At 64.7% G+C, this 15,960-nt stretch carries 18 protein-coding genes; 10 read left to right on the top strand and 8 right to left on the bottom strand.

Features of this window, described 5'->3' with window-relative positions; translation table 11 throughout:
* Window positions 1-150: 150 nt before the first annotated feature.
* From scpB to HU760_RS07685, 4 genes are read right to left on the bottom strand one after another with little or no spacing between them, the layout of a single operon-like run.
* Entirely contained in the window at window positions 151-921 is a 771-nt protein-coding gene (scpB, locus tag HU760_RS07700) for an SMC-Scp complex subunit ScpB (protein WP_186676368.1), read from the bottom strand.
* Window positions 908-1,762 carry a segregation and condensation protein A gene (locus HU760_RS07695; RefSeq protein WP_496197640.1) on the bottom strand — a complete coding sequence of 285 codons (855 nt, stop codon included), beginning with the start codon at window positions 1,760-1,762 and terminating at the stop codon, window positions 908-910. Before HU760_RS07695 ends, scpB begins: the two co-directional genes overlap by 14 nt.
* Window positions 1,759-2,388: an L-threonylcarbamoyladenylate synthase gene (locus HU760_RS07690; protein ID WP_217858968.1), complete on the bottom strand. Its 630-nt coding sequence runs from the start codon at window positions 2,386-2,388 to the stop codon at window positions 1,759-1,761. Before HU760_RS07690 ends, HU760_RS07695 begins: the two co-directional genes overlap by 4 nt.
* A gap of 13 nt (window positions 2,389-2,401) precedes the next feature.
* Window positions 2,402-3,262, bottom strand: a complete 861-nt coding sequence (locus HU760_RS07685) for a PHP domain-containing protein (protein ID WP_186676339.1) — start codon at window positions 3,260-3,262, stop codon at window positions 2,402-2,404.
* A 67-nt stretch (window positions 3,263-3,329) separates the two neighbouring features.
* On the opposite strand from HU760_RS07685, the gene HU760_RS07680 reads away from it, so the two are divergent.
* The 5 genes from HU760_RS07680 to HU760_RS07660 all read left to right on the top strand — a co-directional run bounded on the left by HU760_RS07680 (window position 3,330) and on the right by HU760_RS07660 (window position 6,959).
* Entirely contained in the window at window positions 3,330-3,923 is a 594-nt protein-coding gene (locus HU760_RS07680) for a septation protein A (protein WP_186676336.1), read from the top strand.
* A 1-nt stretch (window position 3,924) separates the two neighbouring features.
* Window positions 3,925-4,224, top strand: coding sequence for a YciI family protein (locus HU760_RS07675; protein ID WP_051099393.1), 300 nt, complete (start codon window positions 3,925-3,927; stop codon window positions 4,222-4,224).
* Window positions 4,225-4,366: 142 nt separating this feature from the next.
* Window positions 4,367-5,044: a response regulator transcription factor gene (locus tag HU760_RS07670; RefSeq protein ID WP_186676333.1), complete on the top strand. Its 678-nt coding sequence runs from the start codon at window positions 4,367-4,369 to the stop codon at window positions 5,042-5,044.
* A 101-nt stretch (window positions 5,045-5,145) separates the two neighbouring features.
* Window positions 5,146-5,562, top strand: a complete 417-nt coding sequence (locus HU760_RS07665; RefSeq protein WP_186676330.1) for a Spy/CpxP family protein refolding chaperone — start codon at window positions 5,146-5,148, stop codon at window positions 5,560-5,562.
* Window positions 5,563-5,621: 59 nt separating this feature from the next.
* A complete protein-coding gene (locus tag HU760_RS07660; protein ID WP_186676327.1) occupies window positions 5,622-6,959 on the top strand; it encodes an ATP-binding protein in 1,338 nt (445 codons plus the stop codon).
* 39 nt (window positions 6,960-6,998) lie between these two features.
* On the opposite strand, the gene HU760_RS07655 is transcribed toward HU760_RS07660, so the two are convergent.
* Entirely contained in the window at window positions 6,999-7,556 is a 558-nt protein-coding gene (locus HU760_RS07655) for a nitroreductase family protein (RefSeq protein WP_186676325.1), read from the bottom strand.
* Between the two features lie 102 nt (window positions 7,557-7,658).
* On the opposite strand from HU760_RS07655, the gene HU760_RS07650 reads away from it, so the two are divergent.
* On the top strand, window positions 7,659-9,113 hold the full coding sequence (locus tag HU760_RS07650; RefSeq protein WP_186676317.1) for a TrkH family potassium uptake protein: 1,455 nt from the start codon (window positions 7,659-7,661) through the stop codon (window positions 9,111-9,113).
* Here HU760_RS07650 and HU760_RS07645 read toward each other — a convergent pair.
* Window positions 9,070-10,131 (bottom strand): AraC family transcriptional regulator, encoded by a 1,062-nt coding sequence (locus HU760_RS07645; RefSeq protein WP_186676315.1) that lies wholly within the window; start codon window positions 10,129-10,131, stop codon window positions 9,070-9,072. The genes HU760_RS07650 and HU760_RS07645 overlap by 44 nt on opposite strands.
* A 151-nt stretch (window positions 10,132-10,282) precedes the next feature.
* Between HU760_RS07645 and HU760_RS07640 the strand changes: the two genes are divergently transcribed.
* Window positions 10,283-10,594 carry an Mpo1-like protein gene (locus HU760_RS07640; protein WP_186676314.1) on the top strand — a complete coding sequence of 104 codons (312 nt, stop codon included), beginning with the start codon at window positions 10,283-10,285 and terminating at the stop codon, window positions 10,592-10,594.
* A gap of 21 nt (window positions 10,595-10,615) precedes the next feature.
* Here the strand turns inward: HU760_RS07640 and HU760_RS07635 are convergent, their stop codons facing one another.
* Window positions 10,616-11,428, bottom strand: a complete 813-nt coding sequence (locus tag HU760_RS07635; RefSeq protein WP_186676311.1) for a UDP-2,3-diacylglucosamine diphosphatase — start codon at window positions 11,426-11,428, stop codon at window positions 10,616-10,618.
* 127 nt (window positions 11,429-11,555) lie between these two features.
* Here HU760_RS07635 and HU760_RS07630 point away from each other — a divergent pair, with 127 nt between their 5' ends.
* Both HU760_RS07630 and HU760_RS07625 read left to right on the top strand, forming a co-directional pair.
* Complete coding sequence (locus HU760_RS07630; protein ID WP_186676309.1) at window positions 11,556-12,326, top strand: helix-turn-helix transcriptional regulator; 771 nt, start codon at window positions 11,556-11,558, stop codon at window positions 12,324-12,326.
* Window positions 12,327-12,504: 178 nt separating this feature from the next.
* Window positions 12,505-13,395, top strand: coding sequence for a DMT family transporter (locus HU760_RS07625; RefSeq protein WP_186676308.1), 891 nt, complete (start codon window positions 12,505-12,507; stop codon window positions 13,393-13,395).
* On the opposite strand, the gene HU760_RS07620 is transcribed toward HU760_RS07625, so the two are convergent.
* Window positions 13,396-13,677: an Rdx family protein gene (locus HU760_RS07620; protein ID WP_186676307.1), complete on the bottom strand. Its 282-nt coding sequence runs from the start codon at window positions 13,675-13,677 to the stop codon at window positions 13,396-13,398.
* 67 nt (window positions 13,678-13,744) lie between these two features.
* Here HU760_RS07620 and HU760_RS07615 point away from each other — a divergent pair, with 67 nt between their 5' ends.
* Window positions 13,745-15,931, top strand: coding sequence for a patatin-like phospholipase family protein (locus tag HU760_RS07615; RefSeq protein ID WP_186676306.1), 2,187 nt, complete (start codon window positions 13,745-13,747; stop codon window positions 15,929-15,931).
* The last annotated feature ends 29 nt before the right edge of the window (window positions 15,932-15,960 follow it).

Genomic DNA, 15,960 nt, shown 5'->3' with positions numbered 1-15,960 from the left:
CCCGGTGTAGGAATGAAATATGGGTTCTGGCGACGAACGCGCCAAAAGGCCGCGCATCATACGCGGTTCGGCGGCGGAACGCACTGGAGGGTAGAGGGTATTGTGGGCTTTGCCACGGGTTTCTGCCTAATGGTACAGGCAACAAAGACATCAGGGCAGTGACTTGCCCTGTTCTTCCACCGAGGCCTCAGCCTCTTCCTCGCGCAAATCATCAAAATCGGTCTTCAGCCCCTCTTCCATGGCATCCAGCTCCACCAGCAGGCTACGGAAGCTGGTCTCCTCCTTCGGTTCGGCAACCGCTTCCTCCTCGCCAAGGCTGGCATCGGCCAGCGCCTGCAGGTGCGCCGGCACCGGTGCGTCATCCGCGTCGAGCAGCGGTTCGGGCTGCATTTCCCGCAGCTCGGCCAAGGCCGGCAGCTCGTCCAGGCTCTTCAGGTTGAAATGATCGAGAAAGCCCTTGGTGGTGGCGAACATCGCCGGCCGCCCGGGCACCTCGCGGTAACCGACCACGCGCACCCACTCGCGCTCCATGAGGGTCTTGATGATGTTGCTGTTCACGGCAACGCCACGCACATCCTCGATCTCGCCGCGGGTGATCGGCTGGCGGTAGGCGATCAAGGCCAAGGTTTCCAGCAGCGCCCGCGAATAGCGCTGCGGGCGCTCTTCCCACAGGCGCCCGACCCAGGGGGCAAAGTCTTCGCGAATCTGCAGGCGGTAGCCGCTGGCCACTTCCTTGAGCTCGAAGGCACGGCCAGCGCACGACGTGCCCAGCAGCTCCAGGGCCTGCTTGAAGACCTTGGGCTCTGGCCGCTCGGCCTCCTCGAACAGTTCGTACAGGCGCTCCAGCGATTGCGGCTTGCCCGAAGCCAGCAGGAAGGCCTCGATCAGCGACGCCAGGTCACGGGGTTCATTCAGGTTCATCAGGTTCTTCTACAAGCGCCGGGCGAAGCCGCACGTGGATGGCGGCGAAGGGTTCATTCTGCACCAGTTCGACCAGCGATTCCTTCACCAGCTCAAGGATCGCCATGAAGGTCACCACCACGCCCAGCTTGCCCTCCTCGGCGGCAAACAGCTCGACGAACGGCACGAAGCCGCCGCCTTTCAGGCGCTCCAGCACCTGGCTCATGCGCTCACGGGTGGACAGGGTCTCGCGGGTGATCTGGTGGCTTTCGAACAGGTCGTTGCGGCGCATCACCTCGGCCATGGATACCAGCAGTTCCTCCAGGCTGACCTGAGGCAACAGTTTGCGCACCTTGGCCTGCGGCGCCTCCAGGCGCGGCACCACGACCTCGCGACCAACCCGAGGCAGTCCGTCGATGCCTTCGGCGGCCGCCTTGAAGCGCTCGTACTCCTGCAGGCGGCGGATCAGTTCGGCGCGCGGGTCGCCCTCTTCTTCCTCGATATCGGCCGAACGCGGCAGCAGCATGCGCGACTTGATCTCGGCGAGCATGGCCGCCATCACCAGGTATTCGGCGGCCAACTCCAGGCGCACGCTCTTCATCAGTTCGACATAGCCGATGTATTGGCGGGTGATTTCCGCCACCGGGATGTCGAGGATGTCGATGTTCTGCTTGCGGATCAGGTACAACAACAGGTCCAGCGGGCCCTCGAAGGCTTCGAGGATGACTTCCAGCGCGTCCGGCGGGATGTACAGGTCCAGCGGCAGTTCGGTCAGGGCTTCGCCATAGACCAGCGCCAATTGCAGCTGCCGCGGGGCCTCGGCCTGCTCGGAAGGGGCCTCGGGTGTTTCTACCTGGCTCACGCGTTGACCAGGAACGGCGTGGGGTCGCCGCAGCCTGCGCGGATCAGCTCCGGCTCGTCGCCGGACAGGTCGATGATGGTCGATGCCTTGAGGTCGCCAAAACCACCGTCGATCACCAGGTCGACATGGTGCTCCAGGCGCTCGCGGATCTCGTAGGGGTCGGTCATCGGCTCGTCGTCCCCCGGCAAGATCAGGCTCACGCTCATCAACGGCTCGCCCAGTTCGGCGAGCAAGGCCAGAGTGATGGCATGATCCGGCACGCGCAGACCGATGGTACGGCGCTTTTCGTGCAGCAGCAGGCGCGGCACTTCGCGGGTGCCATTGAGGACGAAGGTGTAAGGCCCCGGCACGTGCGCCTTGAGCAGCCTGAAGGTGCCGGTATCGACCTTGGCATACAGCCCCAGCTGCGACATGTCACAACACATCAGGGTGAAATTGTGGGTTTTGTCCAGGCCGCGCAGGCGTCGCACCCGCTCGATCGCCGCCTTGTCGCCAATCTGGCAACCCAGGGCGTAGGCCGAGTCGGTCGGATACACCACCACGCCCCCCTTGCGGATGATCTCCACCGCCTGGCGGATCAGCCGCGGCTGCGGATTCTCCGGATGAATCTGGAAAAATTGGCTCACGTAGTCGTCCTGTTCATACCGCCAAAGGCTGTTCATGGCTGAATCGGCGCCACAAAGGTGGCAGGTCCTCGGGCAAAGGCCGGTAGGCACCAATCTCGCCCCAGGTGCCGGGGCCGTGGAAGTCACTGCCAGCGCTTGCCAGCAGGCCGAACTCACGGGTGAGGATGGACATGGTGCCCACCTGCTCGGCCGGCATCATCCCGTTGACCACCTCGATTGCCTGCCCGCCTGCCTGAATATAGTCGGCAATCAGCCTTCTGCGCTTGCTGCGGGTCAGTTCGTAGTGCATGGGGTGCGCCAGGCTCACCCAAGCGTTGGACTGGCGCAGGGTGGCGACGGTTTCATCGAGGCTCGGCCAGTGCTGCTTGACATCGCCCAGCTTGCCGGCGCCCAGCCACTTGCGAAACGCCTCGCCGCGGTCCTTGACGTGCCCGGCGCGCACCAGGTATTCGGCGAAATGTGGCCGCGCCGGGGCATTGCCGCTGTCGCCCAGCTCATGCTGCACGGCGCGGGCGCCTTCGAGGGCCCCGGGCATGCCCTTGGCCGCCAGCCGCTTGTCGATTTCTTCAGCGCGCAGCCAGCGGCCCCGGTGCAACGCTTCGATCGCCGCCAGCAGGGGTGGCGCGTCGAGCGGGAAATCATAGCCCAGCACATGGATGGTTGCGCCGCCCCAGGTACATGACAGCTCTACCCCGCTGACCCAGTGCATGCCCTTGTCGCGACAGGCCTGGCGCGCTTCGGGCAGGCCTTCGATGGTGTCATGGTCAGTCAGGGCCAGCGTTCGCACCCCGTGCTCATGGGCCCGGGCGACCAGTGCCGAGGGCGACAGGGCGCCGTCGGAGGCCGTGCTGTGACAGTGCAGATCAACATTCATGGAGGAGCGCTTTCGCTGGAATCGATGTTTGTTATTATGCCGTCACATCCCGATTCTGGCTGCCATTGTGAAACAATTCATCGATTTCATTCCGCTGTTGCTGTTCTTCATCGTCTACAAACTCGACCCGCGCCCTCTGGAAGTCGCCGGTCACAGCTTCGAATTCGGCGGAATCTACAGCGCCACGGCCATGCTCATCGTCAGCTCGCTGGTGGTCTACGGCGCCCTGTTCCTGCGCCAGCGCAAGCTGGAAAAGGGCCAGTGGCTGACGCTGGTAGCGTGCCTGGTATTCGGCGGCCTGACCCTGACCTTCCACAGTGAAACCTTCCTCAAGTGGAAAGCCCCGGTAGTCAACTGGCTGTTCGCCCTGGGCTTCGCCGGTAGCCACTTCATCGGCGACCGGGTGCTGATCAAGCGCATCATGGGCCATGCCCTGAGCCTGCCGGATAGCATCTGGACCCGCCTCAACCTGGCCTGGATCGGCTTCTTCCTGTTCTGCGGCGCGGCCAACCTGTTCGTCGCCTTCACCTTCCAGGACTTCTGGGTCGACTTCAAGGTGTTCGGCAGCCTGGGCATGACCGTGCTGTTCCTGGTGGCGCAAGGCGTGTACCTGTCGCGCCACCTGCACGACGACCCTTCTACCTCCAAACCCAAGGACTGACATGCTCTACGCCATCATCGCCAGCGACGTCGCAAACTCCCTGGAAAAGCGCCTGGCCGCGCGCCCGGCGCACATCGAACGCCTGCAGCAACTGAAAGCCGAAGGCCGCGTGGTGCTGGCCGGCCCGCACCCGGCCATCGACAGCAACGACCCGGGTGCGGCAGGTTTCAGCGGCAGCCTGATCGTTGCCGAGTTCGATTCCCTGGCGGCCGCACAGGCCTGGGCCGATGCCGACCCTTACATCGCGGCGGGCGTGTACGACAAGGTTGTAGTCAAGCCGTTCAAGCAAGTGCTGCCTTGACCTGAGACGCGCCAGCTTCTTCGCGCTCATGCCCGCGAGGAAGCTGGCGCGGTACCGGCAGTTATACGATTGCCATCAGTCTGCGGTATCTTTGCCACTGGCGGGCCGAATAGTCGCCGCCAATGGTTGAATTGAGTGAGTCATGAGCGAGCTGTTACTGATTGATGATGACCAGGAACTGTGCGAGTTGCTTGGCAGCTGGCTAACCCAGGAAGGGTTTACCGTGCGTGCCTGCCACGATGGCAAGAGCGCACGCCAGGCCTTGGCCACGCATGCCCCGGCGGCCGTGGTGCTGGATGTGATGCTGCCGGACGGCAGTGGCCTCGAACTGCTCAAGCAGCTGCGCAGCGAGCATGCCGAACTGCCGGTGTTGATGCTCTCGGCCCGTGGCGAGCCACTGGACCGAATCCTTGGCCTGGAACTGGGCGCCGACGACTACCTGGCCAAACCCTGCGACCCACGTGAACTCACTGCCCGCCTGCGCGCCGTGCTGCGCCGCAGCCATCCCGCCGCCGCCAGCAGCCAGGTGGAACTGGGCGACCTGGTCTACAGCCCTGCCCGTGGCGTGGCCAGCATCGATGGCCGCGAAATGACCCTGACCCTGTCCGAGAGCCGCATTCTCGAAGCCCTGCTGCGCCAACCCGGCGAGCCGCTGGACAAGCAGGAACTGGCGCAGATTGGCCTGGGCCGCAAACTGACCCTGTACGACCGCAGCCTGGACATGCACGTCAGCAACCTGCGCAAGAAGATCGGCCCGCACGCCGATGGCCGGCCACGCATTGTTGCCCTGCGCAGTCGCGGCTACTACTACTGCCTCTGACCATCTTTACCGAGCCTTTACCCTGCGCTGACGGCGCTTGACGGTGATCTCCCTAGACTGTGCTCATCCGGTAACCACCGGCCTATGAAAGGAGAGACACCATGCGCAAGACCCTTATCGCCCTGATGTTCGCCGCTGCCCTGCCGACCGTGGCCATGGCCATGCCTGAAGACGGCCCGCACCACGACGGCCCGCATCATCGCGGTGACGCGCCGTTCCACCAGCTGGACCTGAGCCGCGACCAGCGCCAGCAGGTCGGCAAGCTGATGCGCGAACAGATGAAGCAGCGCCACGACATCACCGAGCGCTATCTGTCCAAGCTGCCAAGCGCCGAGCAGAAGGCCATGCACGATGAGCTGCAGGCCAGCCGCAACAAGACCGACAGCGCCGTCCGCGCCCTGCTCAACCCGGAGCAGCAGAAGAAATTTGACGAGCTGCAGAAGGAACGCGCCGCACAGAAAGCCGAATGGCAGGAGTTCCAGGCCTGGAAAGCTGAAAAAGGCAACAAGGCCCAGTAAGCTGTCCAGCCAGTGCCCGGCCCGCCCTCAGCGCGGGCCGGGCTTTTCCCGTTTAGGAGGTGCACTTGCGTTCACTGTTCTGGCGCATCCTGGCCAGTTTCTGGCTGGCCATCGCCCTGGTCGCGGGCCTGTCGATTCTGCTGGGCCACATGCTCAACCAGGACGCCTGGATACTCAGCCGCCACCCCGGCCTGAACACCTTGGCCAGCAAGTGGGCCAAGCACTACGAGCAGGAAGGCCTGGCTTCGGCGCAACACTTCCTGGAACGGCGCAAAGACCGCTTCAAGATCGACGTGCAAGTGCTCGACGAGAGTGGCGAAGCCGTGGTGCCCGGTACCTTCCCGCGCCGTGCGGCAGCGTTTGAGGCACGCCAGCACAATGACCAGCGGCACCTGCCATGGCGACGGCTGACCGAGGAATACACCAGCCCCGATACCGGCCAGACCTACCTGCTGATCTACCGTATCCCGCACCCGGAACTGGATGCCTGGCACCGCGAGAGCCTGTTGTGGCCGCTCAGTGCACTGGGCATTGCGCTGGTGGTGCTGACCCTGTTCAGCCTGCTGGTGACCCTGTCCATCACCCGCCCGCTCAGCCGCTTGCGCAGTGCCGTGCACGACCTTGGCCAGACCACCTACCAGCAGAACAGCCTGGCGCAGCTGGCGGCGCGACGCGACGAGTTCGGCGTGCTGGCCAAGGATTTCAACAAGATGGGCGCGCGCCTGCAAAGCACCATCGGCAGCCAGCGCCAGTTGTTGCGCGACGTGTCCCATGAATTGCGCTCACCACTGGCCAGGCTGCGCATTGCCCTGGCCTTGGCTGAGCGCGGCGAGCCCGCACAGCGGGAGGCGCTGTGGCCACGCCTGACCCGCGAATGCGATCGCTTGGAGGACCTGATCAGCGAAATCCTCACCCTGGCGCGCGTCGATGCCGAACAGGCCCATGCCGAGCCGGTCGACCTCAATGCCCTGCTTGGCAGCGTGCGCAAGGACGCCCTGCTCAGCGCGCCGGAGCAGGATGTGCGCCTGGAGGCGCAGCCGGGGTTGACCCTGCAGGGCTGGCCAACCCTGATCGAACGCGCCGTGGACAACCTGCTGCGCAACGCCCTGCGCTTCAACCCGGTGGGCCAGCCGATCGAAGTCAGCGCCGTACGGGAACAGGACCGTGTGCTGGTGAGCGTGCGCGACCATGGGCCCGGGGCGGCGGCCGAGCATCTGCAGCAGTTGGGTGAGCCGTTCTTCCGCGCGCCGGGGCAGGCCGCGCCAGGGCACGGGCTGGGCCTGGCGATTGCACGCAAGGCGGCGGAGCGTCATGGCGGCAGCCTGGTACTGGAAAACCACCCACAGGGTGGGTTTGTGGCCAGGCTGGATCTGCCTTCGGAAGCGGCCCCTGCGTGAGTTCGCCGGGCCGCTTTGCGGCCCCGGCATTCTTGACAGTTATTCGCCCCAGGCGCTGACGAAATCAGCGGTTTCCAGAATCGGTGCCGTACGTGGCTCGGCCAGCGGCGTACCGACATACAGGTAACCAATCAGCTCCTCGTCCGCGGCCAGCCCCAAGCCCTTGTGCACATGGGCGTCGTAGGCCATGTCACCGGTCCGCCATACCGCGCCGATCCCTTGCGCATGCGCCGCAATCAGGATGCCATGCGCCGCGCAGCCCGCCGCCAGGCGTTGCTCGGCCTTGGGCACCTTGAAGTGCTCCTGCAACCTGGCAATCACCACGATCAGCAACGGCGCCCGCAACGGCATGGCACGCGCCTTGTCCAGTGCAGCCTGGCTGGCATCACCCTGGTTGTGCAACGCTTCGGCGAATAGCTCGCCCAGCTGCTCGCGGCCCTGGCCTTCGATGGTCAGGAAACGCCATGGCCGCAGCTGACCGTGATCCGGGGCACGCAGGGCGGCCTGGAACAGCGCCTCGCGCTGGGCGGCATTGGGCGCCGGGTCGGTCAGGCGTGGCACGGAAACACGGTTGAGCAATGCGTCGAGAGCCTCCATCGGCTACCCTCCTGGCAGGTGAATGTGGCGCCATTCTAGCGTTTACATCACCAGACCCATAGGTAGAATGGCGCCCTTCCGTTTCGAGTCAGAGCAGATCACATGGCGTTGCCGACCTTAAGGATCATTGGTTTCATCATCGGCATCTTCCTGATTACCCTCGCTGTCAGCATGGCCGTGCCAATGGCGACCCTGGTGGTCTTCGAACGCACCGGTGACATGCCGTCGTTCCTCTGGTCCAGCCTGATCACCTTCATCGCCGGCCTGGTCCTGGTGGTCCAGGGCCGCCCCGAGCATGTCCACCTGCGCCCACGCGACATGTACCTGCTGACCGTCAGCAGCTGGCTGGTGGTGTGCGTGTTTGCCGCCCTGCCCTTCCTGTTGACCCAGCACATCAGCTACACCGACGCCTTCTTCGAAAGCATGTCGGGCATCACCGCTACCGGCGCCACCGTGCTCAGCGGGCTCGACAACATGTCACCGGGCATTCTGATGTGGCGCTCGATGCTGCACTGGCTCGGCGGCATCGGCTTCATCGCCATGGCGGTTGCGATCCTGCCGCTGCTGCGCATCGGCGGCATGCGCCTGTTCCAGACCGAATCGTCCGACCGTTCGGAAAAGGTCATGCCCCGCTCGCACATGGTCGCGAAGTCGATCGTAGGGGTTTATGTCGGTTTCTCGATCCTCGCCGCACTGGCCTTCTGGTGGGCCGGCATGAGCCCGTTCGATGCGATCAACCACGCCATGTCGGCGATTTCCACCGGCGGGTTTTCCACCTCCGACCAGTCGCTGGCGAAATGGGACATCCCTGCCGTGCACTGGGTCGCGGTGGTAGTGATGATCATGGGCAGCCTGCCGTTCACGCTGTATGTGGCGACCCTGCGTGGCAACCGCAAGGCGCTGCTTCGCGACCAGCAGGTACAGGGTTTGCTCGGCATGCTGGTGACCACCTGGCTGGTGCTTGGCACCTGGTACTGGGCCACCACCCAGCTGCACTGGCTCGACGCCCTGCGCCACGTAGCCCTGAACGTCACCTCGGTGGTCACCACCACTGGCTTCGCCCTGGGTGACTACAGCCTGTGGGGCAACTTCTCGTTGATGCTGTTCTTCTACCTGGGCTTCGTCGGCGGCTGCTCCGGCTCGACCGCAGGCGGCATCAAGATCTTCCGCTTCCAGGTCGCCTACATCCTGCTCAAGGCCAGCCTCAACCAGCTGATCCACCCGCGGGCCGTCATCAAGCAGAAGTACAACGGCCACCGTCTCGACGAAGAAATCGTGCGCTCGATCCTGACTTTCTCGTTCTTCTTCGCCATTACCATCTGCGTGATGGCGCTGCTGCTGTCGCTGCTGGGGGTGGACTGGATGACCGCCCTGACCGGGGCTGCCGGCACGGTCTCGGGGGTAGGCCCGGGCCTGGGTGAAGTGATCGGCCCGTCAGGCAACTACGCCAGCCTGCCGGACGCTGCCAAGTGGATTCTCGCCAGCGGCATGCTGCTCGGCCGCCTGGAGATCATCACCGTGCTAGTGCTGTGTATGCCAGCGTTCTGGCGTCACTGAGCGCCTCGGCTTGCGCGCTGCGGCGCGCACGGTACTCGCTGGGCGTGGCGCCGAACCAGCGGCGGAACGCCCGGTAGAAGTTGCTGGGGTCGGCAAAACCCAGCAGGTACGCGGTTTCCAGCAAGGTCATGCCCGGCTGGGCCAGATACTGTTCGGCCAGTTCGCGGCGGGTGTCGTCGAGCAACGCCTGGAAGCTGGTGCCTTCTTCCTGCAGGCGCCGCTGCAAGGTGCGCTGCGACAAGTGCAGGGCCTGGGCCAGGGTTTCGCGCTTGGGCTCGCCCTGGGGCAGAATGCGGCACAGCACCTGACGCACGCGGTGGGTCACCCGGGTTTCGGAAAAACGCGCCAGGTACTCCCCGGCAAACCGGTCGTGCAGTACCGCCATGGCTTCGTTGGCAGTAGGCAATGGTGCCTCCATGTCGGCCCGCTCGAACAGCAGCGCATCGTGCGGTGCGCCGAACACCAGCGGGGCATGAAATGCCATCTTGTAAGGCTCGATATGCTTTGGTTGCGGGCCCTGCAGCAGCACTCGGCGCGGCTGCACAGGCCGGCCACTGAGCCACGTGCACAATGCCAGCCCACAGGCCAGCGACGCTTCGGCACTGTGCCGGGTGGGCGGCAGCTGGTCGCCGTGCACGGTCAGGATCAGCGAATACCCTTCGGGGTCGGCGACAAAGCTCAGGTCGCAGCTTTCGGCAATGATGCGCTGGTAACGCACCAGACGCTCGAAACCCTCGGCCAGGGTGCGGCTGGACATCAACGCATAACCTGCCACATGGAACGACGCCGGGCGCACCACCCGGGCCATGTTCAGGCCAATGGCCTCGTTGCCCGACAGTTCCACCGCCAGTTGCCACAGGCGGGTCATGGCGTCCTGGGGGAAGCGCGCATCCGGGTCATCCAGGGCAGCGAAGTCCAGGCCCAGCTGCTTGAACATGGCCCGGCAGTCCAGCCCTTCCAGCTCGAGTGCCTTCACGATCCCAGTTGCCCAGCTGGCTGACGTGGTTCTTTCGCTCATGACAGGCTTCTTATGCAGACCGCTCCTGCGGTGAACCCCAGGGATACTCGATTGGCGCCCATTGTCAGTGGAAGGCACCGCCAGTCACTCTAGACTCGAATCAGGCTCCACGCCGTGCATCCTGTCCAAAAGTATCTGCCGGAGCAGTACCATGAACCACACTGCGCAGTTTCGCAGTTTTGCCGAGTTCTACCCGTATTACCTGGGTGAGCACAGTAACCCGATCTGCCGCCGCCTGCACTTTGTCGGTACCAGCCTGGTGATCGCCTTGCTGGCCTATGCCATCGGCAGTGGCAAATGGGCGCTGCTGCTGGCCCTGCCCGTGTTCGGCTACGGCTTTGCCTGGGTCGGGCATTTCTTTTTCGAAAAGAACCGGCCTGCGACCTTCACCCATCCGCTGTACAGCCTGGCCGGGGATTTCGTAATGTTCAGGGATATCCTGCTGGGCAGGATCAGCCTGTAGATTTCCTGGGGCTCGCAAGCCTTACGCCGGTTCCCGCAACGCCTCAGCCTCCCGGGCCTCCCGAGCCTGTGCCTCGGCCAGGCGGTACAGCTCGATCGTGCCATCCCAATGTTCGATCAGCGCCGTACACGATTCCACCCAATCACCGCAGTTGAGGTAGTCCACCTCCCCCACCCGGCGAATTTCGGCATGGTGGATGTGCCCACAGACCACGCCATGAAAACCACGGCGCGTGCATTCGTGGGCAATGGCAACCTCGAAGTCACTGATGAAGTTCACCGCCCCCTTGACCTTGTGCTTGAGGTAGGCCGACAGCGACCAGTAACCATAACCGTAACGGGCCCGCCAATGGTTGAGCCAGCGGTTGAGCACCAGGGTCGATTCATAGGCACGGTCGCCGAGAAACGCCAGCCAGCGGTGGTAACGGGTAATCACATCGAACTGGTCGCCATGGATCACCAGCAGGCGGCGGCCATCGGCGGTCAGGTGCTCGGCCTCGTCCACCAGCTGGATATTGCCAAGGATCAGCCTGGAATAACGGCGCAGGAATTCGTCATGATTACCGGTGACGTAGATCACCTCGGTACCGCGCTTGCTCATGGTCAGCAGGCGGCGGAGCACGTTGGTATGGGCCTGCGGCCAGTAGACCCCGCCGCGCAGCTTCCAGCCATCGATGATGTCGCCCACCAGGTAGATGCGGTCGGCCTGGTAGGCCTTGAGGAATTGCGCCAGGTGTTCGGCCTGGCAATCACGCGTACCCAGATGAACATCGGAGATCCACAAGGTTCGCACACGCTGCTTGCGCGAGGGACGGGACAGTTCGGCATGGGTCATGGGCAGGCTCCGGCGCAGTTTGCTGGAGACTGGCAGGCGCGGATGACAGTGCCGTGGCAAAAGCGTGACGAGTGATGAGCTGCCGGGAATCAGGCACAATGCGCAACTGCCCTGCCAGGACACTCCCATGAGCGGCCCGATCCTCTCGCTGCGCCATTATCGCCACAGCCTGATCGCCCACAGCCACGAACACCCGCAGCTGGTGTTCGGCCTGCGCGGCCGCCTGGAGTTCGAGATTCTGGGGCATGGCGCCGGGATCGATCGGCAGGGGCTGGTGGTGGTCCCGGCGGGTGCACATCACACCTGCGCCAGCGCTGACGGCAGCGATTGCCTGGTGCTGGATGTGCCCGGGGAGCACTGGTTGCACGAACAACTGGGCGAGCATGCCGATGCCAGCCGCCGGCTGCTGGATCGCCCCGCCGCCCTGGGCCTGAACGAGCGCCAGCAACAGCTGGTCGACTGGCTGGCGGCCAGCCCGGTGCACGACCCGCTGGTTGCCCGGCAAGGCGCGGCGCTGCTGCTGGCCAGCCTCAACCCCACGGTGGCTGCCAGCAGCGGTGCTTGCCAGCGGCTGCCGTATGCGGCGTTCGATGCGCATATCGAGGAGCACGCCGCTTACCCGTTGCAAGTCGCCGACCTGGCGCGCATCGCCGGGTTGTCCAGTGCCCGCCTGCACGCGCGCTTCACTGCGGAATGCGGGATGACGCCAATGGACTACATCCGCCAGCGACGTTTGCTCAAGGCGCGGCGGCTGGTCGTGCAGACCTTGCTGCCGATGGGGGAGATTGCGGCGCAGGTGGGGTACAGCTCGCAGAGCGCGTTTTCGGCGGCGATGTTGCGGGCATTCGGCTGTGCGCCCCTGGCGTTGCGGCGAGAGTCCGGCGACAACGCACACTAGTCTTGCGACAGAACGTGCTGGCCTGAGCCGTTACACTATGGCTGTGCCGGCCTCTTCGCGGGTAAACCCGCTCCCACAGGTACTGAACAGGCTACGAAAGCGGTGCGATACCTGTGGGAGCGGGTTTACCCGCGAAGAGGCCGGCACTGTCAGCAGAGATCTTGAGCAAGGACCCTCCATGAACCACCGCACCGCCCTCGGCGCCCTGCACATTGGCGCGCTGTTCTTCGGCCTCACCGGCGTCTTCGGCAAGCTGGCCGCCAGCGCCAGCCCGGCGATCATCGTGTTCGGCCGCGCCGCCTTCGCCGTGCTCGCGCTGGCCCTGTTCGCCAGCCTGACCGGCCCGGGCTGGCAGCGCCTGGGCGGCCAGGATGCCCGCCGCCTGCTGCTTGGCGGCGTGCTGCTGGCCGGCCACTGGGTCAGTTTTTTCGTCGCAGTGAAGGTCGCTGGCGTGGCCATTGCCACCCTCGGCTTTACCAGCTTCCCGGCCTTTACCGTGATCCTCGAGGGCCTGCTGTTCCGCGAGCGTATTCGCCGCAACGAAGCCATGCTGGTGCTGCTGGTGAGCATCGGGCTGGTGTTGGTCACCCCAGCGTTCGACCTGGCCAGCCAGGCCACCGGCGGCCTGCTCTGGGCACTGCTGTCGGGGCTGCTGTTCGCTTTGCTGTCACTCACCAACCGCGCCGGCTCCGGTCGCCTGCCGGCGGTGCAGGCAGCGTTGTGGCAGAACCTGGTGGTGGGCCTGTGTCTGCTGCCATTCGCCGGCCCGCGCCTGGCCGACGTAGCCAGCCGGGACTGGCTGTGGATCGCCCTGCTCGGCATCTTCTGCACCGGTGTCGCCCACAGCCTGTTCGTCGCCAGCCTGGCGGTGATCAAGGCGCGCACCGCCGCCGTGGTGTTCGGCATGGAACCGGTCTACGGCATTGCGGTGGCCTGGGTGGTGTTCGCCGAAACCCCGACCCTGCGCATGCTGCTGGGCGGCGCGCTGATCATCTTCGCCATCGTGCTGTCCAGCCGCCTGGCTGCCGAGCAGGCACCCAGGCAACGGCCTGCGACCGAGGGCAGCTGATCAGCGATCGTTGTGCCCCAGGTCACGCTGCGGGTCGATCTGGTCGCGCACCCGCTGCTTCAACACCTTGGCCTCCGGGAAGCCACCGTCCGCCTTGCGCTCCCAGATCTGCTGGCCATTGCAGGTGATGCGGAAGATACCCCCGGTACCTGGTTCCAACGCCACCCGCCCGAGGTCATCGGCAAAGGTGCTCAGCAGTTCCTGGGCCAGCCAGGCCGCACGCAGCAGCCACTGGCATTGCGTGCAATAGGTGATCACGATTTCGGGTTTGCTGTCGGCCATGGTGAAACTTCTCCAGGTGAGGGGCCGCTTATACTAGCGGTCTTTAGCCCACGGTTTGAGACTCACGATGCACCGTTTGCTGTTCTGTTTTCTGCTCGCCCTCACCTCCGTCACGGTTTGCGCCAGCGAACCGGCCAGGCCCAAGGTTGGTCTGGTGCTGTCGGGTGGCGCAGCCCGCGGCCTGGCCCACATCGGCGTGCTCAAGGCCCTGGAGGAACAAGGCGTGCGCATCGACGCCATCGCCGGCACCAGCATGGGCGCGGTGATCGGCGGCCTGTACGCCTCGGGCTACAGTGTCGAAGAACTGGAAAAGCTCGCGACCACCCTAGACTGGCAACAGGCGCTGTCCGATGCCCCGCCGCGCAAGGACGTGCCGTTCCGACGCAAACAGGATGACCGCGACTTCCTGGTCAAGCAGAAGCTCAGCTTTCGCGACGATGGCAGCCTGGGCCTGCCGCTGGGCGTGATCCAGGGCCAGAACCTGGCCTTGCTGCTGGAAAGCAAGCTGGCCCACACCGCCGACACCCGTGACTTCGACAAGCTGCCGATTCCTTTCCGGGCAGTGGCCACCGACATCGCCAGTGGCGAAAAAGTGGTGTTCAGCCGTGGTCACCTGCCCCAGGTGATCCGCGCCAGCATGTCGATCCCGGCGGTATTCGCCCCGGTCGAACTGGACGGCCGGCTGCTGGTGGACGGCGGCATGGTCGACAACATCCCGCTGGACGTGGCGCGGGAAATGGGCGTGGACCTGGCCATAGTGGTCGACATCGGCACCCCGCTGCGTGACCGCAAGCAACTGGCCACGGTGGTCGACGTGCTCAACCAGTCGATCACCCTGATGACCCGGCGCAACTCGGACGAACAGCTGGCCAGCCTGCATCGCGACGACATCCTCATCCAGCCGCCGCTGACCGCCTTCGGTGTCACCGATTTCGGTCGCGCCCGGGACATGATCGACGCCGGCTACCGCGCTACCCGCCTGCTCGACCCACGCCTGGCCGCCCTGCGCCAGCCCGAAGGCGACAGCAGCCTGGCGGTGGCCCGCTCGCCGCGCCAGCGCACACCGACCATTACCGCAATCCGGATCGAGAACGACTCCAAGGTCAGCGACGACGTCATCCGTTCGTACATCCGTCAGCCAATCGATGCGCCGCTGGAGCTGGACCGTCTGCAGACCGACATGGGCACGCTATATGGCCTGGACTATTTCGACCGGGTGCAGTACCGCGTGGTACACAAGGGCGACGACAACACCCTGGTGATCAACGCCCGGGGCCGACGGGGAGGCACCGACTACCTGCGGCTGGGCCTCAACCTGTCGGACGACCTGCGCGGCGACAGCGCCTTCAACCTGGGCGCCAGCTACCGGGTCAACGGCATCAACAGCCTCGGCGCCGAATGGCTGACCCGTGGCCAGATCGGTGACCAGCAGGAACTCTACAGTGAGTTCTACCAGCCGCTGGACGTGGGTTCACGCTATTTCATCGCACCGTACCTGGACTTCAATTCGCAGAACATCGAAGCGACCCTGGACAACGACCCCATCGCCGAATACCGCCTGGAACGTTACGGCTTTGGCCTGAACCTGGGGCGGCAGATCGGCACCAACGGCGAGGTGCGCCTGGGCGTTGGCAAAGCCTGGGGCGAGGCGGAGGTGCGCATCGGCGACCAGGACTTGCCCAAGGTCAGTTTCAACGAAGGCTTCTACGAGCTGAAGTACTCGTTCGACACCCTCGACAATGTCTACTTCCCGCATCGCGGCGAGGATATCGGCCTGACCTTGCGCAAGTACGACAAGTCGCTGGATTCCGACCAGGATTACCGGCAGTGGCTGTTCAACCTGGACAAGGCCATCAGCAGCGGGCCGAACACCTTCGTGCTGGGTGGGCGCTACGGGCGCACGCTGGACGCTACCGAAGTGGTCACGTCCAGCTTCGTGCTGGGAGGGGCGCGAGAGCTGTCAGGCTTCCGCCAGGACTCGGTATCGGGGCAGAACGTGAGCCTGCTGCGCATGGTCTATTATCGCCGCCTGACGCCACGGGCCTACCTGCCACTGGACTTCCCGTTGTACTTCGGCGGGTCGCTGGAACGTGGGCGGGCGTGGAACAACGACAATGCGTTCGACAGTGGCTACATCAATGCGGCAAGCATCTTCCTGGGGCTGGAGACGCCGTTGGGGCCGTTGAATTTCACCTACGGCGCCAACAGTGCGCATGAGCAGGCGGTGTACCTGAACCTGGGGCATACCTTCTGAACCGTCGGGCTGCTTTGCAGCCCCAGGCT

The organism is Pseudomonas oryzicola, assembly GCF_014269185.2.
Taxonomy (GTDB): domain Bacteria; phylum Pseudomonadota; class Gammaproteobacteria; order Pseudomonadales; family Pseudomonadaceae; genus Aquipseudomonas; species Aquipseudomonas oryzicola.
This window is presented reverse-complemented; position numbering and strand designations above follow the sequence as displayed.

Excerpts from the sequence above, each read along its gene's own strand:
- HU760_RS07670 (WP_186676333.1), top strand. The coding sequence starts at position 4,367 with ATGAGCGAGCTGTTACTGATTGATGATGACCAGGAACTGTGCGAGTTG.
- HU760_RS07620 (WP_186676307.1), bottom strand. The coding sequence starts at position 13,677 with ATGGCCGACAGCAAACCCGAAATCGTGATCACCTATTGCACGCAATGC.
- scpB (WP_186676368.1), bottom strand. The coding sequence starts at position 921 with ATGAACCTGAATGAACCCCGTGACCTGGCGTCGCTGATCGAGGCCTTC.
- HU760_RS07650 (WP_186676317.1), top strand. The coding sequence starts at position 7,659 with ATGGCGTTGCCGACCTTAAGGATCATTGGTTTCATCATCGGCATCTTC.
- HU760_RS07615 (WP_186676306.1), top strand. The coding sequence starts at position 13,745 with ATGCACCGTTTGCTGTTCTGTTTTCTGCTCGCCCTCACCTCCGTCACG.
- HU760_RS07635 (WP_186676311.1), bottom strand. The coding sequence starts at position 11,428 with ATGACCCATGCCGAACTGTCCCGTCCCTCGCGCAAGCAGCGTGTGCGA.
- HU760_RS07640 (WP_186676314.1), top strand. The coding sequence starts at position 10,283 with ATGAACCACACTGCGCAGTTTCGCAGTTTTGCCGAGTTCTACCCGTAT.
- HU760_RS07685 (WP_186676339.1), bottom strand. The coding sequence starts at position 3,262 with ATGAATGTTGATCTGCACTGTCACAGCACGGCCTCCGACGGCGCCCTG.
- HU760_RS07645 (WP_186676315.1), bottom strand. The coding sequence starts at position 10,131 with ATGAGCGAAAGAACCACGTCAGCCAGCTGGGCAACTGGGATCGTGAAG.
- HU760_RS07675 (WP_051099393.1), top strand. The coding sequence starts at position 3,925 with ATGCTCTACGCCATCATCGCCAGCGACGTCGCAAACTCCCTGGAAAAG.
- HU760_RS07625 (WP_186676308.1), top strand. The coding sequence starts at position 12,505 with ATGAACCACCGCACCGCCCTCGGCGCCCTGCACATTGGCGCGCTGTTC.
- HU760_RS07630 (WP_186676309.1), top strand. The coding sequence starts at position 11,556 with ATGAGCGGCCCGATCCTCTCGCTGCGCCATTATCGCCACAGCCTGATC.
- HU760_RS07665 (WP_186676330.1), top strand. The coding sequence starts at position 5,146 with ATGCGCAAGACCCTTATCGCCCTGATGTTCGCCGCTGCCCTGCCGACC.
- HU760_RS07655 (WP_186676325.1), bottom strand. The coding sequence starts at position 7,556 with ATGGAGGCTCTCGACGCATTGCTCAACCGTGTTTCCGTGCCACGCCTG.